The sequence below is a fragment of the Thermus caliditerrae genome (assembly GCF_021462525.1).
Taxonomy (GTDB): Bacteria; Deinococcota; Deinococci; order Deinococcales; family Thermaceae; genus Thermus; species Thermus caliditerrae.
In genome coordinates, this window is sequence record NZ_JAKEDT010000002.1 from 152,566 (window position 1) to 176,680 (window position 24,115).

The window sequence follows — 24,115 nt, forward strand, 5'->3', positions numbered from 1 at the left end:
AGGATGGATATGCGGTATTGGCAGGCAGTGCTTTTAGCGGCAGGGCTCCTTGGAGCCTGCTCCCAGGCCCCCCAAGGCGTCAAGCCCCAGGTGGCGGTGGGGGCCTCGGTGACGGTGGAAAAAACGGCGGTGCCCGAGTTCAAGCGCACCTACCGCTGGACCATGGAGAAGAAGGTCACGGACCCTGCGGGCGGGACCCTTACCCTGGCCCCGGGGCAGAGCTACCTGGTGAAGTACGCGGTTTCCCTGGTGGGCACCCCCACCGACTCGGACTTCAAGGTAAAGGGCACGGTTACCATCAAGAATACGGGCAGCGTGGACGTCCTTCTGCAGGCCCTTAGCGATACCCTTTCCACAGGCGAAACCGTAGCCCTCAACTGTGGTGTAAGCCTCCCCTACACCCTGCCCGCAGGGCAAAGCCTGAGCTGCACCTACAGCCAAAGCCTGCCCAACGGGCAAAGCCGGACCAACACCGCCACGGTGAGCTGGAATAGCGGCGGGGAAAGCGGCACGGCCTCCGCCCAGGCCAGCTTCGCCTTCACCGCCCCCACCGAGGTGGTGGACGGGAGCGTGACGGTGCAAGACCCCTCCGCCACCTTGGTGAGCGCCATCAGCGGCATCACTCCCGAAGGGATCATCTCCCAGACCTACTTCTTCGAGCGCCCTGTGCGCTTTGACTCCTGCGGCCAGTACGAGGTGAAAAACACCGCCACCTTCACCACGAACACCACCGGCACCCAAGGCTCGGCCTCGGCCACGGTGCAGGTGAACGTGCCCTGCGCCGGGGGTTGCACCCTCACCCAGGGTTACTGGAAGACCCACTCCAAGTACGGCCCCGCCCCCTACGACAGCACCTGGGCCAAGCTCGGCGAGGACACAATCTTCTACCTCTCCGGCCAAAGCTACTACCAGGTCCTCTGGACCTCTCCCTCCGGGGGCAACGCCTACTACATCCTGGCCCACCAGTTCATCGCCGCCAAGCTGAACCTCCTGAAGGGGGCCGCCACCACCCCAGCGGTGGACGCCGCCATGGCCTGGGCGGAAAGCTTCTTCGGCACCTATAAGCCCAGCGACTCCCTGAGCAAGACCCTGGCCAACCAGGCTAAGAGCTACGCCGCCACCCTGGACAGCTACAACAACGGCCTGATCGGCCCCGGCCACTGTAGCGAGTAAGCCCTTTGTCCCGGGCGGCAGAGGCCGCCCGGGGTTTTAGGAGGCCAACATGAAAAAGGCTTTTTGGCTTGTCTTTCTGGCCCTCGCGGCCTGCACTGCTCCCCAAGGCATCAAGACCACGGGGAGCCTGCGCATCCAAAGCGTTCAGCCCGATGTGGTCTCCGGGTGCATCGTGCGGGCCGGGGATTGGATGGCCCTTAAGGGCAACACCTTCGGTACCCAGGCGGAGTGGGACAGCGGCGCCAACCACGCCCTCTTTCCCCCCGAACCCGGCCTCCCCGCCGAGTCCCCTGAGATCACCCAGGCAGAGAACCCGGCCACCCTCATGTTCCGTGTTCCCCAAGGAGCGCAAAGCGGCATCCTGCGCCTCCACGTGGAAGGTGTGGGGGACGCGGAAATCCCGGTAAACGTGCAGACCTTGGCCCCACAGATGGCTGTGCCGGGATGCGAGGTGCCCGCACCGCCGCAACCCCCCGAGTAACGGCCCCAAACCCCCTGCGCCTGCAGGGGGTTTTCCGTTACCCTCACGTACCCCGGCCCATCCCCAGCGGAAGAGGGCTCAGGACGGGAGGAGGTCACTTGAGGTGGCTTAGAAACTCCTCCCGGGTTTTCTGGCTTTCCCGGAAAACCCCCAGCATGGCGCTGGTGACGGTGCGGGAGTGCTGCTTCTCCACGCCCCGCATCATCATGCACAGGTGGACCCCCTCCACCACCACCCCCACCCCTTGGGGCTGGAGGATCTCCTGGATGGCCTCGGCGATCTGCACCGCCAGCCGCTCCTGCACCTGGAGCCTCCTGGCGAACATGTCCACGATGCGGGCGAACTTGGAAAGCCCCAGGATTTTCCCGTCTGGGATGTAGCCGATGTGCACCTGGCCGAAAAAGGGCAACATGTGGTGTTCACACATGGAGTAGAACTCAATGCCCTTCACCACCACCATCTCGCTGCCTTCGGCCTGGAAGACCGCCCCGTTCACGATCTCTTGGAGGCTCTGGCGGTAGCCCCGGGTGAGGAAGGCCCAAGCCTTGGCCACTCGCTCGGGGGTCTTCAAGAGCCCCTCCCGAGCAGGGTCTTCCCCAATGACCTCCAGCCACTCAGCCGCAAGGCGCTGAAGCCGCTCCAGGTCCAGCTCCGTTTCAAAGGTGAGACCGGTCTCCTCTAACTCCACCATTCTGCCTTCCATGGTGCCCTCCTTACCGCTTTTCCTGTGTGGCCCCGGGCTCACTCCGGAACGATGAAGCCCTCCTCCAGGAGGGGCGAAGCCGCCTCCGGAGCCAGGGGGAAGCCCTGGGCCACCCGCTGCAGGGCCTCGAGGGCCTCCTTTCGGCTCCGCTTGAGGCGCAGGTGCAGCTCGCTAAAGGGGTTCAGGGCGTCCTGGCCCCGCAGGGTGAGGCGGAAGCGCCGGGGCGGGTCCACGGGGAAGAGGCCCACCCGGTAGCGCTCCGCCAGGGCCCGGTAGCGGGGGGCGTTCCCCGGAGGCTCTGCCGGGCGCACCACCCGGGCCGGAACCCCCAAGGCCAGCATCCCTGCGGGCACCTCCATCCCCGGGGGCACCACCGCCCCCGCCCCCACCACGGCGTCCTTGCCGATGCGGGCCCCATTGAGCACCACCGCCCCCATGCCGATCAGGGCCCCTTCCTCCACCACCGCCCCGTGGACCACCGCCCGGTGGCCCACGGTCACGCGGGCCCCCAAAAGGCAGGGAAAGCCTGGGTCGGCGTGGAGGACGGCCCCGTCCTGCACGTTGCTGCCCGGGCCGATGGCCACCCGCTCCAGATCCCCCCGCACTACGGCGGCGAACCAGATGGAGGCCCCCTCCTCCACCTCCACCGCCCCCACCACATGGGCCCCGGGGGCGATGAAGGCCGTGGGGTGGACCTTGGGGGTCTTGTCCTCAAAGCGGTAGACGCTCAAGGGCCACCTCCAAAAGCCTGCGGTCCTCGGGGAAGGCGAGGAGGGCCCGGGCCTCCTCGGGGCTGAACCAGCCCGCCCCGGTCATCCCCGGCTCCAGCCTGGGCTCCCCCTCCCCCCGCATGAGGAACCAGTGCACCTCCCGCTCCACCCCTTTGGGGTTCACGTAGCGGGTGGGGAAGAGGGGCAGGAGGACCTCCGCTTCCACGCCGGTTTCCTCCCGCACCTCCCGCACCGCCGCCTCCTCCAGACCCTCCCCCGGCTCGGGGTGCCCCTTGGGGAAGACCCAGAAGCCCATGCGGTCGCGCAGGAGGAGCACCTCTTTCCTCCCGTTGAAGACCACGCCCCCCGCCCCTAGCTCCATGGGTACCTCCCTTTCAGGTAGGCCAAGGTGGCCTCGTCCACCTCCAGGCCTCCCCCGTAGCGTTCCTCCAGGTTCTCCATGCCCACGAGGGCCAAAAGGGCCTCCTCCGTGGCCCGGTCAAAGACCCCGTGGGCCTCCCCCGCATAAAGCCCCTGGGCCCGGAGGACCCTCTGCAGCCAGCGCACCTCCTCCTCGGTGAGGGGGCGCTTTTCCCGGGGCCTTTCAAAGAGGAGGCGGTGAAGGGAGAGCAGGCGGAAGAGCTCGTCCACGGGCTCGGGGTGGTCGTCGGCCCGGAGGTCGATGTAGCGGTCCCAAAGCCCCCCGTACCCCTTCCCTTCCCCCACCACCAAAAGCGCCGCGGACTGCTTGCCCCGCTTGTCCCCCCCAGCCTCCTCCCCCGCCTTAAGTGCCAGGAGAAGCCTCTCGGGAAAGGGGGCCTTTTCCTCCCGCAGGAAGGTTTCCACCAGGGCCTCCACCACCTCGGGGCCCGAGAGGAGGTTTCCTTGAGCGGCATACCCCTCTCCGGAAAGCCCCCCGGCCCAGGGGTGGCACTCCGCCCCGGTAAAGGTGAGGGCCTCACCCTTGGCGCTCACCAGGCCAAACTGGCGCCGCTCCAGCCCGGAATCGGTGCGGCGGAAGGCTTCCAAAACCCCCTCCGGGCTTGCCCCCTGCTCTAGAAGGGCAAGGCCCTGGGGGCCGAAGCGGGGGTTGGCGTAGGACTGGGTGGCGATGGCCCCTACCCCTGCCCGGGCGAAGGGCACCACCGCCCCCACCGCCAGAAACTTGCTGGCCACGGCCACGCCCAGGTCCCCCGTTTCCGGGTCCCGGGCCACCAGGGAGAAGGTGGCCACCACCATGCCCTTATCCTACGCGCCCGCCCGTGGTAAAGTGGGGGGATTGGGTGCACCCATGGAGATCCGAAACATTGCCATCATTGCCCACGTGGACCACGGCAAGACCACGCTGGTGGACGCCATGCTCCGCCAAGCCAAGGCCCTTTCCAAAGAGGAGGGGGAGCGCATCCTGGACTCCGGTGACCTGGAGAAGGAGCGCGGCATCACCATCCTGGCCAAGAACACCGCGGTGGTCTGGGGCGGGGTGAAGGTGAACATCGTGGACACCCCAGGCCACGCGGACTTCGGCGGGGAGGTGGAGCGGGCCCTCTCCCTGGTGGACGGGGTGCTCCTCCTGGTGGACGCCGCCGAGGGCCCCATGCCCCAGACCCGCTTCGTCCTGAGGAAGGCCCTAGGGGCGGGGCTAAAGCCCATCGTGGTCCTCAACAAGGTGGACAAGAAGGAGGCCCGCCCCGACGAGGTCTTAAGCCTCACCTTTGACCTCATGGTGGAGCTGGGGGCCTCGGACGACCAGCTGGACTTCCCCTACCTCTACGCCATCGGCCGGGAGGGCCGGGCCTGGCGGGAGGAGCCCCGAAACGACCTCCATGAGCTCTTCCAGGTCATCGTGGAGCACGTCCCCCCACCCCGCTGGACGGAGGGCCCCTTCCAGCTCCTGGTGGCCAACCTGGACCACTCCCCCTATCTGGGCCGGGTGGCCATCGGCAAGGTGGCCCGGGGGAGGGTGCGCAAGGGGGAAACCGTGGCCATCCTCAAGGAAGGGGCCAGCCTCTTGGCCAAGGTGGCCGCGGTCTACACCCACCAGGGCCTGGAGCGGGTGGAGGTGGAGGAGAGCCTCCCCGGGGACATCGTGGCCCTGGCCGGGGTGGAGGGGGCGGAGATCGGGGACACCCTGGCGGCCCAGGAGGCCCCCGAAGCCCTCCCCCGCCTGCAGGTGGACGAGCCCACCGTGGCCCTCACCCTCACCGCCAACACCTCCCCCTTCGCTGGCCGGGAGGGCCGGTACGTGACGGGGCAGAAGCTGAAAGAGCGCCTCCTGAAGGAGCTCCGCACCAACGTGGCCCTGCAGGTGGAGGAAGTGAACCCGGAGGTCTTCGAGCTTAAGGGCCGGGGGGAGCTCCACCTGGCCATCCTCCTGGAAACCATGCGCCGGGAGGGGTACGAGTTCAGCGTGGGCCAGCCCCGGGTGCTCACCAAAGACGGCCTCGAGCCCTACGAGCTCCTGGTGGTGGAGGTGCCCCAGGACCGCTTTGGCAGCGTGATGGAGGCCTTAGGGGCCCGGCGGGCGGAGATGGTCTACATGGAGGTGGGCGAAAGGGTGCGGGCGGAGTTCGTCATCCCAGCCCGGGCCCTTTTCGGCTTCCGTAGCCTCTTCCTCTCCCTTACCGGGGGAGAAGGCCTCATGAGCCACACCTTCCACGGCTACGGCCCCGAGGCTGGCCCCATTCCCACCCGCACCACGGGAAGCGCCGTGGCCATGGAGGCGGGGGTGGCCACCGCCTACAGCCTGAACCGCCTGCAGGAGCGGGTGCAGTTTTTCATTGAGCCGGGCACCGAGGTCTACGTGGGCATGATCGTGGGGGAGCACGTGCGGGAAAACGACCTGGACGTGAACGTCACCCTTGCCAAGAAGCTCACCAACGTGCGTGCCGCCGGCTCCGACGAGAACATCCGCCTCACCCCCCCGAGACGGCTCTCCCTGGAGGAGGCCCTGGCGTTTTTGGCGGAGGACGAGCTCCTGGAGGTGACCCCCAAGAGCCTGCGCCTGCGCAAGAAGGTGCTGGATCCCAGCCAGCGCAGGCGCCTGGTGGGCAAGTAGCCCCTTGCCCAAGGACCGCCAGGGTGTAGAATCGGCCCGTGAAGCGTTGGGTTTTTCTCCTCCTGGCCCTCATGGGCCTCGGCCTGGGCCTGGCCCAGGCCCCGGTGAAGGTGCGCATCGGCTTCAACCCCACCCAGAACTCCGACCAGCTGAAGGCGGCCGCCCAAGCCATCGCCGACTACATCGAGAAGGAGTTCAAGGGCACGGTGGAGGTGGAAATCTTCGTCCCCACCGAGTACCGCGGCCTCATTGAGGCCATGAAGGCGGGCAAGCTGGAGTTCGCCTTCTTCCCCCCCGACGGCTACGTGCTGGCCCACCGGGAGGCGGGGGCCGAGGTGCTCCTCAAGTCGGTGCGCAACGGCAACCCCTTCTACTGGTCGGCCATCATCGTGCGCAAGGACTCAGGCCTGAAGCGGATTGAGGACCTCGAGGGCAAGACCATCGCCTGGGTGGACCCCCTCTCCGCCGCCGGCTACATCTTCCCGCGGGCGGCCCTGGTGAGCCGGAGCATCAACCCCGACACCTTCTTCGCCAAGCAGGTCTTTGCCGGCAAGCACGACGCCGCGGTGCTGGCCGTGCTCAACAAGTCGGTGGACGCCGCCGCCACCTTCGCCAACGACGACAAGAACAAGTCGGGGGCCTGGACCCAGTTCCTGAAGCCCGAAGAGGCCCGGCAGATCACCGCCATCTTCTACTCCAAACCCATCCCCGGCGACACCTTCTCGGTTTCCAAGGACTTCCTCACCAAGTACCCCAACCTGGCCAAGGGCATCGCCGCCGCCATCCAACGCTGCAAAGCGCCCAAGTGCAACCTCCTGCAGAACCTTTACCGCATCGACTACATGATCCCGGCCAAGGACGCCGACTACGACGTGGTGCGGGAAGCCCGCCGCATCTCCGGCCAGGACAAGTGAGGACCTAGCCCTTTCGGCCCCCAGGCACCCCTGGGGGCTTTTTTTCGGGGAACAATGATCGAGGTCAAGAACCTGAGCAAAGTCTTCCCGGACGGCACCCAGGCCCTTTCAGGAGTTTCGGTGTCCATCCCCCAGGGAGACTTCGTGGCCATTATCGGCCTCTCGGGGGCGGGCAAGAGCACCTTTTTGCGCACCCTGAACCGCCTGGTGGAGCCCACCTCCGGGGAGATCCGGGTGGGCGGGGTGGAGGTCACCCGCCTCTCCCGCCGGGAGCTCCAAGCCTTCCGCCGCCGGGTGGGCTTCATCTTCCAGCAGTTCAACCTGGTCCAGCGCCTGACGGTGCTGGAGAACGTCCTGCACGGACGCCTGGGCTATCTCCCCACCTGGAAGGGGCTTTTGGGCCTCTACCGGGAGGAGGACACCGCCCTCGCCTTGGAGCAGATCCGCCGGGTGGGCCTCCAAGGCAAGGAACGGGCCCGGGCCGACCAGCTCTCCGGCGGACAGCAGCAGCGGGTGGCCATCGCCCGGGCCCTGGCCCAGGAGCCGGAGCTGATCCTGGCGGACGAGCCCATGGCCAGCCTGGACCCCCGGCTCTCCGACGTCATCCTGGGCATCCTCAAGGAGTACAACCAGGAAAAAGGGGTGACCGTCTTGGTAAACATCCACGTCCTGGAGCTGGCCCGGCGCTATGCGCGGCGCGTTTTGGCCTTCAACAGGGGACAGCTCGTCTTTGACGGACCCGTGGAGGACCTGACCCCGGAGGTGGAGCGCAGGGTCTACGCGGGGAATCTGGAGGCCCTATGAGCCTGGTCCTCTTTCTCCTCGGCGCGTTCCTGGCAGGCCTCCTGGGCCTGGGCCGGGGCTCGGTGCGCCGCTACCTGGTGGCCGGGGCCCTGGGGGTGTTGGTGGTCACCCCGGCCTTTCCCCTGGTGGGGGCGGTGGGCTACCTCTCCCGGGAAACCCTGGGGCCCACCCTCCTCGCCCTTCTGCCCTTCGCCCCCCAGCTGGCCCTGGTGCCCCTGGGGGGGCTTCTCGCCCTGGCCTTGGCCCACTTCGGCGGACGGCCTGCGGGCCTGGGGGGGCTTTTGGGTGGGGGGCTAGGCTTTCTCGCCCTCCTCACCTTCCTGCAAGGCCCCGCCCACCTGGTGCGTTTGAAGCCTGTCCCCGGGCTCATGGAAGGGGCCGTGGGGCTCCTGGCCCTCCTGCCCTTCCTGGTCCTCGCCTTTTCCCAAAGGAAACGGACTTGGCTCTGGCTCCCCCTGGGGCTAGCCCTAGCCCTGGGCAGCTTCCTCTGGCTCAACTCCCCCCAGGGCCACACCTACTTTCCCCGCATGGAGGGGTACTACCAGCTGGTGCTCCCCGCGGAACCCGGAGCCGAGGAAGTCCTGGTAGCGGCCTACAACCAGGGCCTCGAGGACCTGAACCGGGTGCGGCAGGAGATCGGCCTCCCACCGCTGAAGCCCATCCAAGACCTTTCCGGCCTGGGAGAGGGGCGGCTTCCCCAGGAGGTGGCCCAGGCGGGCTACCGCCTCCTGCAACCCCAGGCCCTGGGCTACGGAGCGGTGGCCCTGCTCCTCTTCTTGGGGGTGATGGCAGGTGCAGGGCTTTGGCTGTTGCGGAACCCGGGGCTACTGGAAGCGGGGGACCTGCGCTCGGGCCTAGTCCTGGCAGGGGTGGCCCTCAGCGTCTTTCCCGCCTTTGACGCCACGGAGTTTGACCTGGGCAAGCTGGTCAAGGGCTGGCCTTTCCTGGTGAACTTCCTGGACCGGGCCTGGCCCCCCAACCTGGCCCAGCCGGCCAGCGGCATTTATCCGCTCCAAAGCGTGGCCAGCGAGATGCTCCTCACGGTGGAGATCGCCCTGGTGGGCACCCTTCTGGCCGCTCTCTTCGCCCTGCCCACCAGCTTTCTGGCCGCCCGCAACCTCACCTCAAAGAACCCCGTGCTCCGCCTCCTCTTCTACCTCATGCGGGGGTTTTACAACGTGGACCGGGGAGTGGACACCCTGATCCTGGCCCTGATCCTGGTGGCGGCGGTGGGCCTAGGGCCCTTCGCCGGGGTGCTGGCCATGGCCATCCACTCCATCGCCGACCTGGGCAAGCTCTACTCTGAGGCCATCGAGAACGTGGATAAGGGCCCCATCGAAGCCCTGGAGAGCGTGGGGGCCAGCGGGAGCAACGTCCTGCGCTGGGCCATCTTGCCCCAGGTGCTTCCCCTCTTCGTTTCCTACACCCTCTACCGCTTTGAGATCAACTTCCGGGTTTCCATCGTCTTGGGCCTGGTGGGAGCCGGGGGCATCGGCTTCTTCATCAAAGGGGCCATGGACGCGGGCCACTACGACCAGATGGTGATCGGCATCATCGCCATCGTCCTGGTGGTGAACCTCATCGACTTCGCCTCCAGCTGGCTGCGAAGCCGCCTGGTGTAGCAAGAGGCCGGGCCCCTGGGCCCGGCCCTTCCGCTTGCTAAGGCCCTACTCCTCTTCCCGCTCCCCGTAGGTTTCCAGGGCCTCCTGCCACGCCTGGCTGATCTCCTTGGCCTGTTCCATGGTGAACCTCCTTAAGGCTAAGGGTAAGAAGGAACGGGCGCCATCAAAGCGAGGTAAAGGGAAAACCCGTACACCCTGGAGGCGGTGTAGCTGGCAAAAGCTACACCCAGGCTTTAAGCACCCCGCCGTGGGTTACGCCACGACGGGGCCCCGGAAAGGGCAGGGGCAAGCCAATGCAGCCTTGGCCGGTGGGGCGACCTCCTCGCGCGGGCGCCTAGGACTGCAGCAGGGCCTCGGCCTCGAGGCGGGCCAGAACCCGCTCCAAGCTCCCCCCCCGCCAGCGCTCCACCGCGTAGGCCGAGAGGGGAAAGCGCTCCTTAAGGCGCCGCAGAAGCCCGGCGGCGTCCTCGGGGCGGCTTCCCTGAAGCACCAAGAGGTACCCCCCATTGAGCCGGAAGGCCAGGTCCCCCCGCCTCAGTTCGCCCTGGAGCCGCTCCGGTGGCGCAGAGGTGGAGAGGTACACCAAGACCAAGGGCCGCCTTAGGGCCAGGCCCTCCAGGGCCCCCGCCAGGCGCAGAAGGTCCTCCCGCCCCCCTACCCCCTCCAAAGCGGGCAAAAGGGGGGCCTCCTTTCCCGTGCCCAAGAAAAAGGCCGCCCCCAGGGCCAAAACCCCCAGGAAACCGCCCAAGGCCGCAAACCCCGAAGCCTCCGCCCCGGTGAGCAGGAGGGCACTCTCCAAAGCCGCCTGAAAGGCCAGAAGCCCCAGACCGGCCACCAAAAACACCTGCACCCCGTAGGCCACGGGGAAGCGGGAGTAGAGGCTGGCTACCGCCGCCAGCGCCAAAGCCAGGAGAAGAAGCCAAAGGCCCCGTTCGGCCTGGCCCGAAGGCTCCAAAAGGGCCAGGGGCGATAGGCCCAAAAGGAAGAGGGCCCAGGGCAAGAGGAACAGCCAGCGCATGCTCGCCCCCAGCCTACCACGTCCCCCCTGCCCTGGGCTTAAGTACCCCCCTCACGAGGGGGCCCCAGAAAGGCCTTGGGCATGGCCCTTTCCCTTACCTGCTGAGGCAAGCCCCATGCGCCAACACTTAGGATGGGGAGGATGGAGCCCTTGGCCGAGCGCCTAAGGCCCCGCTCCCTGGATGAGGTCCTGGGCCAGCCCCACCTCACGGGGCCAAGGGGACTCCTGCGGCGGATGCTGGAGGCGAAAAGGCTTTCCTCCATGGTCCTCTTCGGCCCCCCGGGGACGGGCAAGACCACCCTGGCCCGCCTCCTGGCCGAGGGGGTAGGCAAGCCCTTCTTGCACATCTCCGCGGTGGAGGCTGGGCTCAAGGAGGTGCGGCAGGCGGTGGAAAGGGCCCGGCGGGAGGGCGGACTGGTCCTTTTCCTGGACGAAGTCCACCGCTTCAACAAAGCGCAGCAGGACGCCCTCCTGCCCCACCTGGAATCGGGCCTCCTCACCCTCGTGGGCGCCACCGCGGAAAACCCCGCCTTTGAGCTCACCCCCGCCCTGCGCTCCCGGCTCCGCTTCTTCCCCCTCAAGCCCCTTTCCCAGGAAGACCTCTTCCGCCTCCTGAAGCGGGCCCTCGAGGACCCCCGGGGCCTTCCCGGCACCCCCTACGAGGAGGGGGCCTTGAAGCTGCTGGCCCAGGCCGCTGGGGGCGACGCCCGCTTCGCCCTCAACACCCTGGAGCTCGCCGCCAGCTTCGGAAGGGTGGACGAGGAGAGCGTGCGGGAGGCCCTGGGTTCGGAGCGCTTCGCCATGGACCGGGGCGGGGACCGCTTCTACGACCTGGTCTCCGCCCTCCATAAAAGCCTCCGGGGAAGCCACGTGGACGCAAGCCTTTACTACCTGGCCAGGCTCCTTAAGGCCGGAGCCGACCCCCGCTACCTGGCCCGCCGCCTTATCCGAGTGGCGGCGGAGGACGTGGGCCTGGCCGACCCCCTGGCCTTAAGGCTCGCCGTGGCCGCCAAGGAGGCCTACGAGGCCTTAGGAAGCCCGGAAGGGGAGCTCGCCCTGGTGGAGGCCGCCATCTACCTGGCCCTGGCCCCCAAGTCCAACAGCGTCTACGCCGCCTGGCAAAGGGCGGAAGCGGCGGCCCAAGCCCACCCTGAGGCCCCCGTGCCCCTCCACCTTAGAAACGCCCCCACCAGCCTGGCCAAGGCCTTGGGCCACGGCCGGGGCTACGCCTACTACCACGAGGACAAGGAGGGGAGCTTCGCCCAGGCCTACCTGCCGGAGGGCCTCGAGGCTCTCCGCCTCTATGAGGCCACCGGGGAAGGCTGGGAAGAGCGGGTGCGGGAAAGGCTCAAGGCCCTCAGGGCGCGCTTTGGAAGCTGAGGCCCAGGGCCAAATACGGCCCCCCAGGGCCATACCCTCCCTCCACGGCCATCCCCTCCCCCCAGTAGCCCAGGGTGAGCTGGGGGGCTAAAGGCCCCCAGGGCAGGCGGTGCAGGCGGGGAGAGAAGTAAAAGTCCCGGCCCATCCGCAGGAGGAGGCCGGCATCAGCGGAAAACCCGGTAACCGCTCCCTGGTTCAAGTCGACAAAGAGGGAGACGCCCCCGTCCAGGCTCAGCCCTTCGGCCAGCTGTACCTTTGCCCCCAGGCGGAGGGGAGCCTGAAAGCTGAGACTAAACTCTTTCTGCCCATCCCCCACGGCGTAGCCCAGATAGGGCAGGCCCCAGACCGGGTAGGGGCTACTCATAGGGGCGGGAAAGAGGCTCCCCCCCAGGGTAAACCGCTCCCCCCGCACCGGTTCCGGGGGCTGGAGCACGGCCATGGGCACGCAGGCCGAGAAGAGAACCAAGCCCGCGAGCAAGGCCCACCTCATGGTTCCCCCCTAAAGCCGGACCGCCGCGGAAAGGCTGAAGAGGGCAGCCCCGCCCGCCTGCGGGTTGAAAAGCACCCCCACCTCGCCCAGGAACCCCTCACCGACATAGCCCAAGGTGCCCTGGTAGAGGAAGCCGGACACGTTCAGCTCCTGGGAGGTGAACCCCAGCCAGTGCACCCGAGGGGAAAGGTAAAAGCCCCCCAGTCCCACAAGGAGGCCCGCATCCAACGCTAGGGGAACCCCGTCTCCGCCCAGGAAGGGTGGCAAAGTGAGGCCGAGGTCCAAGGAAAGCCCAGGGGTCAGGGCCTGCTTTACCCCAACCCGTAGCCCAAGCTGCACGGAGAAGTTGTACTCGGTCTGCCCATCTCCCTGGGCGTAAGTGGCATAGGGGATCAAGAACGCACCCCCTTCCGCACCCACGGCACTAAGGCCAAAGGCTAGGCTCCGCCCGGAAACCGGTTCCGGGCTACGCAACACCGCCACCGGCAGGCACCCGGAAAGGAAAAGGGCCAGGGCCAGCAAGCACGCCCTCACGTTGTCACCCCCTTGGCCCTATGATAGCACCCTAGCCCTTGAGCCCCTCCTCAAAGGTGGCCACCACCCGCCGCTCAAAGGCCAGGTAGAGGAGGATAATGGGGAGCACCGAAAAGAGAGCCGCCGCCGAGAGCAGGCCCCAGTCCGTGGGGTACTTGCGCTGCAGGTCCGTGAGCCAGGTCTGCAGGGTCCAAAACCTCGGGTCCGAGACCACCACCCGGGGGTAAAGCACCAGGTTCCAGTGGGCAGCGAAGGCCAGGACGCCTGCCGCCACCAGGGTGGGCCGCACCAAGGGGAGAAGGATCTGGAAAAGAAGCACCCGGTGCCCTGCTCCGTCCAGCCGGGCCGCTTCCAGAAGCTCCTCGGGCACGGCGCGCATGGCCTGGTAGACCAGGTAGATGACAAAGGGACTGGCGGCAAAGGGCAGGACCAAGGCCCAGACGGTGTCCAAAAGGGAAAGCCCCTTCAGGATGCCGTAAAGGGGCACCAAGAGGAGCTCTGCCGGGATGGCCATGAGCACCAGGTAGAAGGGGAGAAGCCCCAGCCCCGCCCGCAGGGCGTAGGCAGCCATAAGGGCGGTGAAGAGCTCCAACGCCACCACCAAGGAGGAAAGTCCCAGGGAGAAAAGCAGGCGGTCCCAGAACCCCTCCTTGCCCAGGCCCTGGACGTTCTCCAGGCTGAAGCCCACCTGGGAGAAGAGCTCGCCCGAGTACACCGCTTCCTTGGGCATGAAGGCGGCGTAGGCCATCCAGAGGAAAGGAAGGGCCACAAAGAGGAGGACGCCAAGGACCGCGAGGTGCTTGAGAAGCCGGACCACGACCCCCACTATACGCCGTAAGATGCCCCCATGAGGCCCCTTTCCGGCATCAAGGTCCTGGACCTCTCCCGGGTCCTGGCAGGGCCTCTTTGCACCATGATCCTGGCCGACCTGGGGGCGGAGGTGATCAAGGTGGAACCCCCCTGGGGGGACGAAACCCGGGGCTGGGGCCCCCCCTTTGCCAAGGGGGAAAGCGCCTACTTCCTCTCCGTCAACCGCGGCAAAAAGAGCCTGGCCCTGGACCTCAAGGCCCTCGAGGGCCAGGAGGTGGCGCAGAGGCTGGCCCAAAGGGCCGACGTCCTGGTGGAGAACTTCAAAACCGGGGACCTCAAGCGGTACCGCCTGGACTACGAAAGCCTGCGGGAGCTTAACCCCCGCCTGGTCTACCTCTCCATCACCGGCTTCGGCCACACCGGCCCGAGGGCCCAGGAGCCGGGGTACGACGCCGCCTTGCAGGGCTACACCGGCATCATGTCCGTGACCGGGGAGCCGGAAGGCCCCCCCATGAAGGTGGGGGTGGCCTGGATCGACGTGATGACGGGGATGATGGGGGCGGTGGCGGTCCTGGCGGCCCTGTACGAGCGGGAGCGAAGCGGCTTGGGGCAGCACATCGACCTCTCCCTCTTCGACGTGGGCCTCTTTGCCCTGGCCAACCTGGGGGAGAGCTACCTCCTCACGGGTAGGCCCCCAGGGCGGCTGGGCAACGCCCACGCCCAGATCGTGCCCTACGGGGCCTTCCCCGCGGCGGACGGCTGGCTGGTGCTGGCGGTGGGCAACGACGAGCAGTTCCGGCGGCTCTGCCAGGTGCTGGAGCTGCCCGGGCTTTGGGAGCGCTTTCCCCAAAACCCCCAAAGGGTGGAACACCGCAAGGAGGTGGTGGAGGCGGTTTCCGCCGCCCTCAAGACCCGCCCCCGCGGGTACTGGCTGGAAAGGTTCAAGGAGGCGGGCATTCCCGCCGCCCCCGTGAACAACCTGGCCGAGGCCTTCCAGGACCCCCAGGCCCAGGCCCGGGAAGCGGTCTGGACCCTCAGCCACCCCCTCCTGGGTGCCCTTCCCACCCTGGCCAACCCCTTGCGCTTCCTGTCCCGAACGCCCGCAGGCCCCTCCCTTCCCCCACCCCTTTTGGGGGAGCACACGGAGGCGGTGCTCCTGGAGGCGGGGTTCACCCCGGAGGAGGTAAGGGCCCTTGTGGAAAAGGGGGTGGCCCGGGCCGCGAAGCGGGAAGGGGGATAGGAAAAAGCGCCCTCCTGGTCGGCGCTGGCATTCAAAGGGAGCTTGGGAAGCCCGGAAAGGGCCTGTGGATAACCCTGTGGAAAAGGCCCCCGGCTACCCAGCGGCACCCGACCCGTGGCGCTTAGGGCTGCTTCCTTCCGGACCTGACCCGGTTCGCGCCCGGACCGCCGCGCTGGACCGGGGGCTCGGGTAGTATAGCACCCATGGAAGCCCTGAGGCTAGAGGGCCTCGGCAAGCGCTACGGCCGCAAGCCCGTGCTGGAAGGGGTGAGCCTGGCGGTGAGACCGGGGGAGGTCTACGCCCTGGCCGGGCCCAACGGCTCGGGCAAGACCACCCTCATCCGCCTGGTCACGGGCCTGGCCTTTCCCACCCAGGGCAGGGCCCTCCTCTTGGGGGAAGACGTGCACAAAAGCCCCCAAGCCCGGCGCCACCTGGGGGCGGTGGTGGAGGCTCCGGCCGCCTTCTATCCCTACCTCACGGGCCGGGAGAACCTCAGGATGCGGGCCTATCTGGCCGGGGTGAAGGAGGAAGGCCGAATCACGGAGGTACTGGCTCGCTTAAGGCTCCTCGCCGTGGCCGACCAGAAGGTGGGAAGCTATTCCCTGGGCCAGCGCCAGCGCCTGGGCCTGGCGGCGGCCATCCTGCACCGGCCCAGGGTCCTGGTCCTGGACGAGCCCACCAGCGGCCTCGACCCCGAAGGGGTGGAGCTGGTCCACGGCCTCCTGCAGGAGCTGGCCCGGGAGGGGGTGGCGGTCCTCCTTTCCACCCACCACCTGCAGGAGGTGAGCGCCTACGCCCACAAGGTGGGCATCCTGGGAGGGGGCAGGCTTCTGGACGAGGTGGTCCTGGAGGGACGGGAGGTCTTCCGCCTCGAGGCCCACCCCCTGGAAGGCGCCTTGGCCCTCCTCAAGACCCTTCCCCAGGTGGCCTCGGCCCGGATGCAGGGCGGGGCCATCCTCTTTGAGGGGAGCCCCGAAGTGGTCCTGCAAGCCCTCCTCAAGGAGGGCTACCGGGTGCAGGCCCTGGGACCCCAGCGCTTTGACCTCATGGCCTACTACCAGGAGAGGGTGAAGCATGCTTAGGCTCTTCGTCTTTGAGCTCTACAAGCTCTTCCGCCTCCGTTCCGTGGGCCTTGGCCTTCTGGCCGCCTTCCTCCTCCCCTTCCTCTGGGCCCTGGCCCCCGGGCTCAAGGAGGTCTACGGCCTGGTGCTGGCCTCGGGCTGGCAGGTGGTGTCCCTAAGCCTCCTGGCGGGGATGGAGTTCCTCTTTCCCTTCCTGGTGGTGATGGCGGCCAGCGAATCCCTGGGCAGTGAGGTGAGCCAAGGCACCTTGAAAAGCCTCCTCCTCCACCCCCTCCCCCGGACCCGGCTGATCCTGGCCAAGCTCCTCTCTGCCCTCCTATATCCCTTCGTCCTCCTGGGGGTAAGCTTCCTGGGAAGCCTTCTGGCGGGCCTGCCCCACGGGCTAGGAGGGTTCTACGGGGGCACGGGGCTTGGGGCAGGAGGGTTCGCCGGGGTAGGCTTTCTGAGCGCCCAAGAGGCCCTTGGCCAGCTCCTTTCCGCCCACCTCCTGGCGGGGATCGTCCTGCTGCCCCTCGCCGCCTTAGCCCTCCTCTACGCCACGGTCTTCCTCTCCACCACGGCCAGCGCCCTGGCGGCGGTGGCCACCCTCCTCCTCATGCGCCTCCTGGTGGCCTTCCCCGCCCTAAGCCCCTTCCTTCTCACCACCTATTTGGACCTCCACCTGAGGCCCCAGGCGGCAGGGCTCGGGCTCTCCCTCCTCCTCATCTACACCCTGGGCTTTGCCTTCCTGGCGGCTTTGGTCTTCGAGCGCAAGGACCTCTAGGCCAAGGGGTAGGGCTCGGGAAGCCCCACGAACCGCCCTTCCTCCACCAAGGGCTTTCCGTCCAGGAGGAGGGCCCCTTCCGCCAAGGAGAGGACCAGATCCCAGTGGAGGGCGCTCTCGTTTTTGCCCCCGGTCTCCGGGTAGCTCCGGCCCAGGGCCAGGTGCACCGTGCCCCCCATCTTCTCGTCCAGGAGGATGAGGCCGGTGGGCCGGGTGAGGCCGAAGTTGGTGCCGATCCCTATCTCGCCGAGCCGCCGGGCTCCCTCATCCGTGGCCAGGGCGGCGCGGAGGTAGGCCTCCCCCACCTCCGCCTTTGCCTCCACCACCTCTCCTCCTTGGAAACGGAGGTAGACCCCCTCCACCCGCCTACTCCCCACGAAGGCGGGGAGGTTGAAGCGCACCTCCCCTTCGGCGCTTTCCTCCAAGGGCCCGGTGAAGACCTCCCCCGAGGGCATGTTGCGCCGGCCATCGGAGTTGATCCACCGTCTCCCCGCCACGGAAAGCCTCAGGTCCGTGCCCGGGGCCAGGAGGCGGAGCTCCCGCCCCTGGGAAAGCCTCCCGATCAAGGCCTCCTGGAAGCGGGAAAGGGCCCGCCAAGCGCCCACCGGGTCCTCCCGGTCCAGGAATAACGCCCCCTTAAGGTACTCCCGGAACTCCTCCGTCCCCATACCCGCCCCCACCGCGTAGCCCACCGTAGGGTAGAGGGTGAGGGCCCAGCGCTTCTTGAGGCGAAGCTCGGCGAGGGGCCGCCAAGCCTGCTGGTGCTTCAGGGAAAGCTCCGGGTCCAAGGAAGCGGCCTCCAGGGGGTTCTCGGCGGAAAGCACCCGCAAGAACTTGTCCGCCTTCTCGTAAACCGCCCGCTCCACCTCGGGAACTTCCTCCAGCCACCGCCCGCCGAAGCGCAGGAAGTCCCGTATCTCCCCCGGGTAGCCGAGGCGGAAAAAGGGGTAGGCCCCCCGGGCGAGGAGGGCCCGCTTCAGGTGGGGCAAAAGGGGAAGGGCCGGGGTTTCCGCCTCCACCACGACCACCTCTCCTTCCCCCGCCTCCAGGCAGTAGTCGGCCAAGAGCTCAGCCAAGCGCGCTTCCACCCTGTTATCATAGGACCAAGATGGAAGAACCCAGGATCACGCCCCTGGCCCGGCGGCTTGCCGAGGAAAACGGCATCGACTGGCGCCGGCTGAAGGGTACGGGCCCGGACGGCACCATCGTGGAGCGGGACATCCTGGCCTTTTTGGCCAAGGTGATGGCTGGGGAGGTGGAGTTGCCCCCCATGCCGGAAGAGCCCCCGCCCGTCCTTCCGGAGGAGGACCTGAAGCGGGCCCAAGAGGCCCTGGGCCGGGAAGGGGTGGACCTCTCCGAGCTCATCCCCGAGGCCCCCAAAGCCCCCACCCTCCAGGTGGAGGAGGTGCCCGAAGAGGAGCTGGATTTGGAGCCCGCCCTCCTCGAGGACCTCGAGCTGGACCTGGAAGAAGAGGAGCTCCTCCTGGCCGAGGAGCCGCCCGCGCCCTTACCCGAGGAAGAGGCCCTGGCCCTGGCGGAGGATTGGGAGGCAAGCCCCCCCGAGGAGGCCCCTTCCCCGGCCCTCCAAGAGGAGCTGGAAGCCCTCCTGGCGGAGGAAGCCGGTCTGGAAGAGGCGGCGGAAGAACCCTCCTTCCTGGAGGAGGCCCTCTTGGAGGAAGAAGACCTCCTGGGAACCCTGGAAGAGCCCCTTCCGGCTGTTCCCGAAACCCCCGCTGCTGCGGTGGCAACCCCTCCCCCTGTCCCGGTGCCAACGCCCGCCCCCGCCCCTGGCCTCACCCCTACCGCCAGCCCCCTTCCCCCGGTGCTCCGCGCCTTCCGGCGGCGGCTGAACCCTGCGCCCCTGGAAGAAGCCGTGGAGACCTTCCACCGCCTTCACGGGGTGCCCAAAACCCCCCTGCCCTTCCTGGTGCGGGCGGCAGAAAGGGCCCTGGCGGACCTGGAGCTCCCCTTCCGGCCCCTCCTGGGACAGGCCGAGGGGGAGGGCGTGCGGGGCCTTCGGCCCCAAGGGGGCTTCCTGGCCCTCTTCCACCCTGGCCTCCAGGAGGGCCTGCCCGAGGAGGGAGGGCTTCTCTGCTTCTTCGGGGAGGAAGAGCTCCACACCGGCCGCCCCAGCCTTTTCCTCTCCCCCGAGGGGGTGCTCGCCGCCTCCGGGCTGGAAGGCCCCGTGGCCAAAAAGCTCCTGGAGCGGGTGGCCCTGTACCTGGAAAACCCGGTGCTCCTTTTGGCCTAAGCACCCGCGCAAAAAGGTTGCCCCATCGGCCACAGCCAAAGCGGCTTGCTTATCGCCTCTTTGGGGCCCCCCCCCCGGGGGGGGGGCGCCNCAGGCGGGCCTCGAGGGCCCTGAGCTCATCCCTTAGCCTCGCCGCCCGTTCAAAGTCCAGCTCTTCCGCCGCCTGCCACATGGCTAGCTCCAGCTCGGCGATCCGCTCCTTGAGGTCCTCGCTGGCGGGCTCGGGCAGGGGAGCTTCCTCGTACCCCTCGGGGCGGATGATGGCCCGCACCTCCTTTCGCACCGTCTCCGGGACGATGCCGTGCTCACGGTTGTAGGCCTCCTGAAGCGCCCTTCTCCGGTTCGTCTCCCGAATGGCCCGCTCCATGGCCTCGGAAACCCCATCCGCGTAAAGCCAGACCTCCCCCCTAGCGTTCCTCGCCGCCCGGCCGATGGTCTGGATGAGGCTCCTTTCGCTCCTTAAGAAGCCCGTCTTGTCCGCATCCAGGATGGCCACCAGGGAGACCTCGGGGAGGTCCAGCCCCTCCCGGAGAAGGTTGATGCCCACCAGGGCGTCGAAGTGCCCCAGGCGCAGGTCGCGGATCAGGGCCTGGCGCTCAAAAGCGTCCAGCTCGTGGTGCAGGTAGCGGGCGCGAATGCCGTGCTCCACCAAGAAGGCGGTGAGCTCCTCCGCCATGCGCACCGTGAGCACCGTGACCAGGGTGCGCTCCCCCCGCTTCGCCCTTTCCCGGATGCCCTCCATGAGGTCCAATATCTGGTTCTCCGTGGGCTTCACCACCACCAAAGGGTCCAGAAGCCCCGTGGGGCGGATGATCTGCTCCACGATGCGGCCCGAATGCGCAAGCTCAAAGGGCCCCGGGGTGGCGGAAACGAAGACCACCTGGAAAACCCGCTCCAAAAACTCCTCGAAGCGCAAGGGGCGGTTGTCCAAAGCGCTGGGCAGGCGGAAGCCATAATCCACCAGGGTCTTCTTGCGCACGTAGTCCCCCCGGTACATGCCCTGGAGCTGGGGCACGGTCACGTGGGACTCGTCCAGGAAGACCAGGAAGTCCTCGGGGAAGTAGTCGAGAAGGGTATAAGGGGGCTCCCCCGGGGCCTTGCCCGTGAAGTAACGGGCGTAGTTCTCCACCCCCGGGCAGGTGCCCATAACCCGGAGCATCTCCAGGTCGTAGAGGGTGCGCTCCTTGAGGCGCTGGGCGTAGAGCACCTCCCCCCTTTCCTCAAAGTAGCGGACCCGTTCCCATAGCTCTTTCTCGATCTCCTTCAGGATCTCCTCCAGCCCCTCCGGGGAAAGGTAGTGGGTGGCGGGAAAGAGGACGAAGCCGGGAAGCTCCCTAAGCCTCTCCCCCGTGATGGGGTGCACCTGCAGGATGCGCTCCACCTCGTCCCCCCATAGCTCCACCCGGATGGGCTCGGTGTCGTAGGCGGGGAAGATCTCCAGCACCTCCCCCTTGGCCCGGAAGCGGCCTGGGGCCAGGTCAATCTCGTTCCGCTCGTAGCCCAGCTCCAAAAGGCGCTCCAGGAGGGCCTCCCGGGGGTAAACCTGTCCCTTTTCCACCACCAGGTTCCTCTGCCGGTACTCCCGGGGGTCCCCCAGGCCGTAGATGGCGGAAACCGAGGCCACCACGATCACGTCCCGCCGGGTGAGGAGGCTACGGGTGGTGGAGTGGCGGAGGCGCTCGATCTCCGGGTTGATGCTGGCGTCCTTCTCGATGTAGAGGTCCTTCCCCGGCACGTAGGCCTCGGGCTGGTAGTAGTCGTAGTAGCTGATGAAGTACTCCACGGCGTTTTCCGGGAAGAGCTCCCGGAACTCCGCGGCCAGCTGCGCCGCCAAGATCTTGTTGGGGGCCAGGACCAGGGCGGGCCGCCCCAGGGCCTCGACCACCTTGGCCATGGTCACCGTCTTCCCCGTGCCCGTGGCCCCCAGGAGGGTGAGGTAGCGCTCCCCCTCCCTTAGGGCTTCCACCAGCTCCCCTATGGCCTTGGGCTGGTCCCCCTTGGGCTTGGGGCCAAGGTAGCGGAAGGTCATCCTTACCAGTTTAGCCCCCAAGCCGGGTGCACGAAAGAAACCCCCGCCCTAGGGGGCGGGGGCCTAACCTTCTAGGGTCTAGAAGGTCACGGTGTACTGGATGCGGAAGACGCGACCGTAGGTGCCGGTGGTCGTGCGGTTGACAATGTCCGAGAACACCGTGCCCAGGGACTGATCGCTGAAGAAGCCGTAGGTGAAGGCGAGGTCCCAGTAGTTCCAGGTGGCGTAGATGCCGGAGAGGGTGCCTGCGCTGCCGGTGCCAGGGTTGGCGTACAGGTAGTTCACGCTGGGATCAAAGGCCTTATCGGCATCGTCACCAGAGGGCTGAACCCCCAGGGAGCCCGTGGTGGTGTACTGGGCCGCCTTGACCTCGAGGACGCTCTTGTCAAAGAGGAACTGGCCGAACTTCACCCCGAAGCCGTACTTCAGCTCGGTGCCCACCGCCTGGGTGTCGCGGTAGGCCACCTCACCGGTGAGGCTGGGGTTCAGGGGCAGGCCCGCCAGGTTGAGGCCGCCCTTGATGCCGCCCTTGAGGGTCTGGCCAGCGGCGGGGTTCTGGAGGTTAGCGTCGTTGTAACGGAACACCACCTTATCCACGCTGATGGGCCCGAGGGCCAGGCCACCGAAGTCGCCGTAGGCGGCAAGGCTGTCGCTTGGCCCACCCAGGAGGGTCCTGTTGGTGTAGGCGAAAGTGAGGTTCAAGCCCTTGATGAGGGCGTTCTCGGCGGCGCCGTTGTGCTTGAGGGTAGCGGTGAGGGCCGTGGCGTAGTCGGTGGCGGTGGCCGGACCAGGAACACCGGTGAAGTTGAAGGTGGCGGGGAAGAACTCGCCAGAGGTGTTGCTGGCCAGGGTAGCGCCAGCGCTCAGGCTGAAGCCCGCAGGGAGGCCCAGGCCGAAGGTGGCCTTGAAGGCGCTAGCGTCAGGCGTGCCGAAGGCGCCGTCCATCTGCACGTTGTAGAGCAGGCCCACGTTCAGGCCCAAGAGGGGAAGCCCGGTTTCCACGGTGAAGCCGCGCTGGCCCCAGCGGAAGGGGTTGTCGTCGTCCAGGCTGAGGCCGGCGGGATCCGGGGCAGCGCCGGGGGCCAGGCCGCGGTAGTTGGCCTTGACGGGCCCCAGCTCGGCCTTCACGTAGCCCCCCTCCTGATAGGAGGACATTACGTTGGCGCCGAAGCGGAAGTACTCACCGGAGAGCTTCACCGGACCCAGGGCCAGGCTGCCGTCCACGCCCGCCACCTCGGCGAAGGTGTTGTCGTGCTGGGCGTAGGAGAGGCCGAAGGAGAAGGCCTCAGAGGGAGCCACCGCCAACCTGACCGCCTTGAAGTAGTCGTAGTTAGGGGTGCTGGGGTCCTTCTCCCCGTACGCCGCGGTGAGGGTAGCACCCAAGGGCAGGCCCTTCAGGGTAGCTACGAAGCCGTGGCCCAGGCTGCTATCCTCGTTGTCCATCACGTACTCGGTGAAGTGGGTGTTCACCGACTGACCGAAGGTGAAGGACAGGGTCTGCCCCTCGGCGATGCCCAGGGTGGTCTTGATGGAGTCCACCGCCAAGCCCAGGTTGTAAAGGGTAGCGCCGGTGCCGTCGTAGGAGCCGGGGTTGTTCTGGCCGATGCCAGTCCCAGGCGTACCCAGCCGGATGCTGAACTGGAAGAGGCCAGGGTAGGTGTTGGCCCCGCTGGGAGAGGACTTGGCATCCAAAGCGCCCGTCTTCAGGGTCAGGTTCAGGAGCGCGGAGGTCTTGCCGGAAGCATTCGCAATGCCCGCATCGGCATCGTCCACGCTTTGACCATCCCCATCCGCATCGCCAGAGCTCAGGATGCTCCCAGGGATGATGCGGTCGTAGTCGTAGCCGGAGAAGCTGCCATCGGAGGACTGGTAGCGCAGGCGCAGGCTGCCGCTAATGGAAAGCGCGTTCCGCTCTAGCTTGGACACCTTGCCAGAGAGGTCGCCCACGGTGCCCTCGAGCTTGGAGACCTTCTCGGAGAGGCCCACCAGGTCGGAGCGCAGGGCGGCGGCGAACTCCTGCACCGCGGCCACGTCCTCCTTGGAGGCGAACTCATCCAAGTTGGGCATCTCCGCGCCGCCAGAAACCATCTTCTCCAGGGCGGTCACCCGGTCCTGCAGGGCCAGCACGTCCTGGTTCAGGAGAACGGCCAGCTCGTTGAGGGCCTGGATGGCCTGGGCGTTGGCCTCCACCTGGGTCTGCAAGGCGGCCAGGTCGCCCTTCACCCCCTCCACGTCCTGGGCCAGGGCCTCCAGCTGCTCGGCCAGCTGCTGGGCCTGGGCCAAGGCGGTGTCGGCGGCGATGGAGGCAGCCTCCACCCGGTCGGCCAGGTCCTGCAGGGCGGCCTGGTCCATGCCGGGCTCGGGCATGGGCTGGGCCTTCAGCTCCTCGATCATGGCCTCGAGGCGGGCGATGTCCTCCTTGGTGGCGGCGCTGTCCTCGAGGGCGGAGACCCGCACGCCCAAAGCGGCCAGCTCCGCAGCCAGCTCCTGGACGGCGTTCTTCAGGGCCTCGATGTCCTCGGAGGACATGGCTTCCATGGTGGGGGACTCGCCCTTGGCCTTCAGCTCCTCCTCAATCTGCTGCAGGAGGCGGTAGATGATGAGGGCCGCCTGGTAGCGGGTGAGGGTCTCGTTCCCCCGGAAGGTGCCGTCAGGGAAGCCTACGAGGATGCCCTTGGCCGCCAAGCCTTCCACGGCCTCCTTGGCCCAGTGCCCGGCGGGCACGTCGGAGAACTGGGCTAGACCGAAGCCCATAGAGAGCACGGTCAAAAGCCCCGCCAGTAGCGTCACTAGCCTTTTCTTCATACTTCCTTACACCCCCTTCAGGGTTTTCCCGGAAGGGCGGGTGCGGGCGAGTTTCCGCGTTTCCTCTCCCACCCGGCCCTCCTGGGATGCAAGGCGAACGCTCTGCCCTTTAGGGCCGGCTTTTACCTTGCATCCGCCGGTATCATAAAAGGCTCACACATGGCCTGTCAAGCCCTTGGCCTTTACTGAGCTCTCCCTCTAAGTTCGGACATCCCTTGCCTCCTGGGGATGAGGGGGAACAGGAAATAGCC

Annotated in this window: 22 protein-coding genes and 1 other RNA gene; 11 read left to right on the forward strand and 12 right to left on the reverse strand. The window is 67.5% G+C overall.

Features of this window, described 5'->3' with window-relative positions; translation table 11 throughout:
- The first annotated feature begins 9 nt into the window (after window positions 1–9).
- Both L1088_RS02700 and L1088_RS02705 read left to right on the forward strand, forming a co-directional pair.
- On the forward strand, window positions 10–1,173 hold the full coding sequence (locus L1088_RS02700; protein WP_234553610.1) for a hypothetical protein: 1,164 nt from the start codon (window positions 10–12) through the stop codon (window positions 1,171–1,173).
- 49 nt (window positions 1,174–1,222) lie between these two features.
- The gene (locus tag L1088_RS02705; RefSeq protein WP_234553611.1) at window positions 1,223–1,654 is read left to right on the forward strand and encodes a hypothetical protein; all 432 of its coding nucleotides are present in this window, start codon (window positions 1,223–1,225) and stop codon (window positions 1,652–1,654) included.
- Between the two features lie 94 nt (window positions 1,655–1,748).
- Here L1088_RS02705 and folE read toward each other — a convergent pair whose 3' ends face one another.
- Genes folE through L1088_RS02725 form a run of 4 tightly spaced genes read right to left on the reverse strand, consistent with a single transcriptional unit; the run spans window position 1,749 to window position 4,306 of the window.
- Window positions 1,749–2,357, reverse strand: a complete 609-nt coding sequence (folE, locus tag L1088_RS02710) for a GTP cyclohydrolase I FolE (RefSeq protein WP_234553612.1) — start codon at window positions 2,355–2,357, stop codon at window positions 1,749–1,751.
- Between the two features lie 38 nt (window positions 2,358–2,395).
- Window positions 2,396–3,088, reverse strand: a complete 693-nt coding sequence (locus L1088_RS02715) for a gamma carbonic anhydrase family protein (protein ID WP_234553613.1) — start codon at window positions 3,086–3,088, stop codon at window positions 2,396–2,398.
- The gene (locus L1088_RS02720) at window positions 3,069–3,449 is read right to left on the reverse strand and encodes an NUDIX hydrolase (protein WP_234553614.1); all 381 of its coding nucleotides are present in this window, start codon (window positions 3,447–3,449) and stop codon (window positions 3,069–3,071) included. The genes L1088_RS02715 and L1088_RS02720 overlap by 20 nt, the downstream gene beginning before the upstream one ends.
- Entirely contained in the window at window positions 3,440–4,306 is an 867-nt protein-coding gene (locus L1088_RS02725) for a DUF1028 domain-containing protein (RefSeq protein WP_234553615.1), read from the reverse strand. Before L1088_RS02725 ends, L1088_RS02720 begins: the two co-directional genes overlap by 10 nt.
- Before the next feature lie 52 nt (window positions 4,307–4,358).
- Here L1088_RS02725 and typA point away from each other — a divergent pair, with 52 nt between their 5' ends.
- Genes typA through phnE form a run of 4 tightly spaced genes read left to right on the forward strand, consistent with a single transcriptional unit; the run spans window position 4,359 to window position 9,462 of the window.
- Window positions 4,359–6,122 (forward strand): translational GTPase TypA, encoded by a 1,764-nt coding sequence (typA, locus tag L1088_RS02730; protein ID WP_234553616.1) that lies wholly within the window; start codon window positions 4,359–4,361, stop codon window positions 6,120–6,122.
- Between the two features lie 38 nt (window positions 6,123–6,160).
- A complete protein-coding gene (locus tag L1088_RS02735; RefSeq protein WP_234553617.1) occupies window positions 6,161–7,036 on the forward strand; it encodes a phosphate/phosphite/phosphonate ABC transporter substrate-binding protein in 876 nt (291 codons plus the stop codon).
- 54 nt (window positions 7,037–7,090) lie between these two features.
- A complete protein-coding gene (gene phnC, locus L1088_RS02740; RefSeq protein ID WP_234553618.1) occupies window positions 7,091–7,840 on the forward strand; it encodes a phosphonate ABC transporter ATP-binding protein in 750 nt (249 codons plus the stop codon).
- On the forward strand, window positions 7,837–9,462 hold the full coding sequence (phnE, locus tag L1088_RS02745) for a phosphonate ABC transporter, permease protein PhnE (RefSeq protein WP_234553619.1): 1,626 nt from the start codon (window positions 7,837–7,839) through the stop codon (window positions 9,460–9,462). The genes phnC and phnE overlap by 4 nt, the downstream gene beginning before the upstream one ends.
- A gap of 334 nt (window positions 9,463–9,796) precedes the next feature.
- On the opposite strand, the gene L1088_RS02750 is transcribed toward phnE, so the two are convergent.
- Window positions 9,797–10,480, reverse strand: a complete 684-nt coding sequence (locus tag L1088_RS02750) for a hypothetical protein (protein ID WP_234553620.1) — start codon at window positions 10,478–10,480, stop codon at window positions 9,797–9,799.
- Window positions 10,481–10,612: 132 nt separating this feature from the next.
- On the opposite strand from L1088_RS02750, the gene L1088_RS02755 reads away from it, so the two are divergent.
- Window positions 10,613–11,860 carry a replication-associated recombination protein A gene (locus L1088_RS02755; RefSeq protein WP_234553621.1) on the forward strand — a complete coding sequence of 416 codons (1,248 nt, stop codon included), beginning with the start codon at window positions 10,613–10,615 and terminating at the stop codon, window positions 11,858–11,860.
- Here L1088_RS02755 and L1088_RS02760 read toward each other — a convergent pair.
- The 3 genes from L1088_RS02760 to L1088_RS02770 are packed head-to-tail and all read right to left on the reverse strand — an operon-like array spanning window position 11,838 to window position 13,632.
- On the reverse strand, window positions 11,838–12,350 hold the full coding sequence (locus L1088_RS02760; protein WP_234553622.1) for a hypothetical protein: 513 nt from the start codon (window positions 12,348–12,350) through the stop codon (window positions 11,838–11,840). The genes L1088_RS02755 and L1088_RS02760 overlap by 23 nt on opposite strands.
- Window positions 12,351–12,359: 9 nt before the next feature.
- Window positions 12,360–12,884 carry a hypothetical protein gene (locus tag L1088_RS02765; protein ID WP_234553623.1) on the reverse strand — a complete coding sequence of 175 codons (525 nt, stop codon included), beginning with the start codon at window positions 12,882–12,884 and terminating at the stop codon, window positions 12,360–12,362.
- 31 nt (window positions 12,885–12,915) lie between these two features.
- Window positions 12,916–13,632, reverse strand: coding sequence for a carbohydrate ABC transporter permease (locus L1088_RS02770; protein WP_267960977.1), 717 nt, complete (start codon window positions 13,630–13,632; stop codon window positions 12,916–12,918).
- Window positions 13,633–13,731: 99 nt separating this feature from the next.
- Here L1088_RS02770 and L1088_RS02775 point away from each other — a divergent pair, with 99 nt between their 5' ends.
- Window positions 13,732–14,934 carry a CaiB/BaiF CoA transferase family protein gene (locus L1088_RS02775; protein WP_234553625.1) on the forward strand — a complete coding sequence of 401 codons (1,203 nt, stop codon included), beginning with the start codon at window positions 13,732–13,734 and terminating at the stop codon, window positions 14,932–14,934.
- Between the two features lie 83 nt (window positions 14,935–15,017).
- On the opposite strand, the gene ffs is transcribed toward L1088_RS02775, so the two are convergent.
- An RNA gene (gene ffs, locus L1088_RS02780) (signal recognition particle sRNA small type) lies at window positions 15,018–15,118 on the reverse strand.
- A 19-nt stretch (window positions 15,119–15,137) separates the two neighbouring features.
- On the opposite strand from ffs, the gene L1088_RS02785 reads away from it, so the two are divergent.
- Both L1088_RS02785 and L1088_RS02790 read left to right on the forward strand, forming a co-directional pair.
- Entirely contained in the window at window positions 15,138–16,016 is an 879-nt protein-coding gene (locus L1088_RS02785; RefSeq protein ID WP_234553626.1) for an ABC transporter ATP-binding protein, read from the forward strand.
- Window positions 16,009–16,779 carry a DUF2705 family protein gene (locus L1088_RS02790; protein ID WP_234553627.1) on the forward strand — a complete coding sequence of 257 codons (771 nt, stop codon included), beginning with the start codon at window positions 16,009–16,011 and terminating at the stop codon, window positions 16,777–16,779. The genes L1088_RS02785 and L1088_RS02790 overlap by 8 nt, the downstream gene beginning before the upstream one ends.
- On the opposite strand, the gene L1088_RS02795 is transcribed toward L1088_RS02790, so the two are convergent.
- Window positions 16,776–17,867, reverse strand: coding sequence for an aminopeptidase (locus L1088_RS02795; protein ID WP_234553628.1), 1,092 nt, complete (start codon window positions 17,865–17,867; stop codon window positions 16,776–16,778). The two genes, L1088_RS02790 and L1088_RS02795, sit on opposite strands and share 4 nt — an antisense overlap.
- Window positions 17,868–17,887: 20 nt before the next feature.
- On the opposite strand from L1088_RS02795, the gene L1088_RS02800 reads away from it, so the two are divergent.
- The gene (locus L1088_RS02800) at window positions 17,888–19,030 is read left to right on the forward strand and encodes an E3 binding domain-containing protein (RefSeq protein WP_234553629.1); all 1,143 of its coding nucleotides are present in this window, start codon (window positions 17,888–17,890) and stop codon (window positions 19,028–19,030) included.
- A gap of 49 nt (window positions 19,031–19,079) precedes the next feature.
- Here L1088_RS02800 and uvrB read toward each other — a convergent pair whose 3' ends face one another.
- Window positions 19,080–21,059: an excinuclease ABC subunit UvrB gene (uvrB, locus tag L1088_RS02805; RefSeq protein WP_234553630.1), complete on the reverse strand. Its 1,980-nt coding sequence runs from the start codon at window positions 21,057–21,059 to the stop codon at window positions 19,080–19,082.
- 78 nt (window positions 21,060–21,137) lie between these two features.
- A complete protein-coding gene (locus L1088_RS02810; protein WP_234553631.1) occupies window positions 21,138–23,864 on the reverse strand; it encodes an S-layer homology domain-containing protein in 2,727 nt (908 codons plus the stop codon).
- Window positions 23,865–24,115: the final 251 nt, after the last annotated feature.

Excerpts from the sequence above, each read along its gene's own strand:
- L1088_RS02775 (WP_234553625.1), top strand. The coding sequence starts at position 13,732 with ATGAGGCCCCTTTCCGGCATCAAGGTCCTGGACCTCTCCCGGGTCCTG.
- L1088_RS02725 (WP_234553615.1), bottom strand. The coding sequence starts at position 4,306 with ATGGTGGTGGCCACCTTCTCCCTGGTGGCCCGGGACCCGGAAACGGGG.
- L1088_RS02760 (WP_234553622.1), bottom strand. The coding sequence starts at position 12,350 with ATGAGGTGGGCCTTGCTCGCGGGCTTGGTTCTCTTCTCGGCCTGCGTG.
- L1088_RS02800 (WP_234553629.1), top strand. The coding sequence starts at position 17,888 with ATGGAAGAACCCAGGATCACGCCCCTGGCCCGGCGGCTTGCCGAGGAA.
- L1088_RS02755 (WP_234553621.1), top strand. The coding sequence starts at position 10,613 with ATGGGGAGGATGGAGCCCTTGGCCGAGCGCCTAAGGCCCCGCTCCCTG.
- L1088_RS02720 (WP_234553614.1), bottom strand. The coding sequence starts at position 3,449 with ATGGAGCTAGGGGCGGGGGGCGTGGTCTTCAACGGGAGGAAAGAGGTG.
- L1088_RS02785 (WP_234553626.1), top strand. The coding sequence starts at position 15,138 with ATGGAAGCCCTGAGGCTAGAGGGCCTCGGCAAGCGCTACGGCCGCAAG.
- phnE (WP_234553619.1), top strand. The coding sequence starts at position 7,837 with ATGAGCCTGGTCCTCTTTCTCCTCGGCGCGTTCCTGGCAGGCCTCCTG.
- typA (WP_234553616.1), top strand. The coding sequence starts at position 4,359 with ATGGAGATCCGAAACATTGCCATCATTGCCCACGTGGACCACGGCAAG.
- L1088_RS02810 (WP_234553631.1), bottom strand. The coding sequence starts at position 23,864 with ATGAAGAAAAGGCTAGTGACGCTACTGGCGGGGCTTTTGACCGTGCTC.
- L1088_RS02705 (WP_234553611.1), top strand. The coding sequence starts at position 1,223 with ATGAAAAAGGCTTTTTGGCTTGTCTTTCTGGCCCTCGCGGCCTGCACT.
- L1088_RS02790 (WP_234553627.1), top strand. The coding sequence starts at position 16,009 with ATGCTTAGGCTCTTCGTCTTTGAGCTCTACAAGCTCTTCCGCCTCCGT.
- L1088_RS02700 (WP_234553610.1), top strand. The coding sequence starts at position 10 with ATGCGGTATTGGCAGGCAGTGCTTTTAGCGGCAGGGCTCCTTGGAGCC.
- folE (WP_234553612.1), bottom strand. The coding sequence starts at position 2,357 with ATGGAAGGCAGAATGGTGGAGTTAGAGGAGACCGGTCTCACCTTTGAA.
- phnC (WP_234553618.1), top strand. The coding sequence starts at position 7,091 with ATGATCGAGGTCAAGAACCTGAGCAAAGTCTTCCCGGACGGCACCCAG.
- L1088_RS02770 (WP_267960977.1), bottom strand. The coding sequence starts at position 13,632 with ATGGCCTACGCCGCCTTCATGCCCAAGGAAGCGGTGTACTCGGGCGAG.
- L1088_RS02750 (WP_234553620.1), bottom strand. The coding sequence starts at position 10,480 with ATGCGCTGGCTGTTCCTCTTGCCCTGGGCCCTCTTCCTTTTGGGCCTA.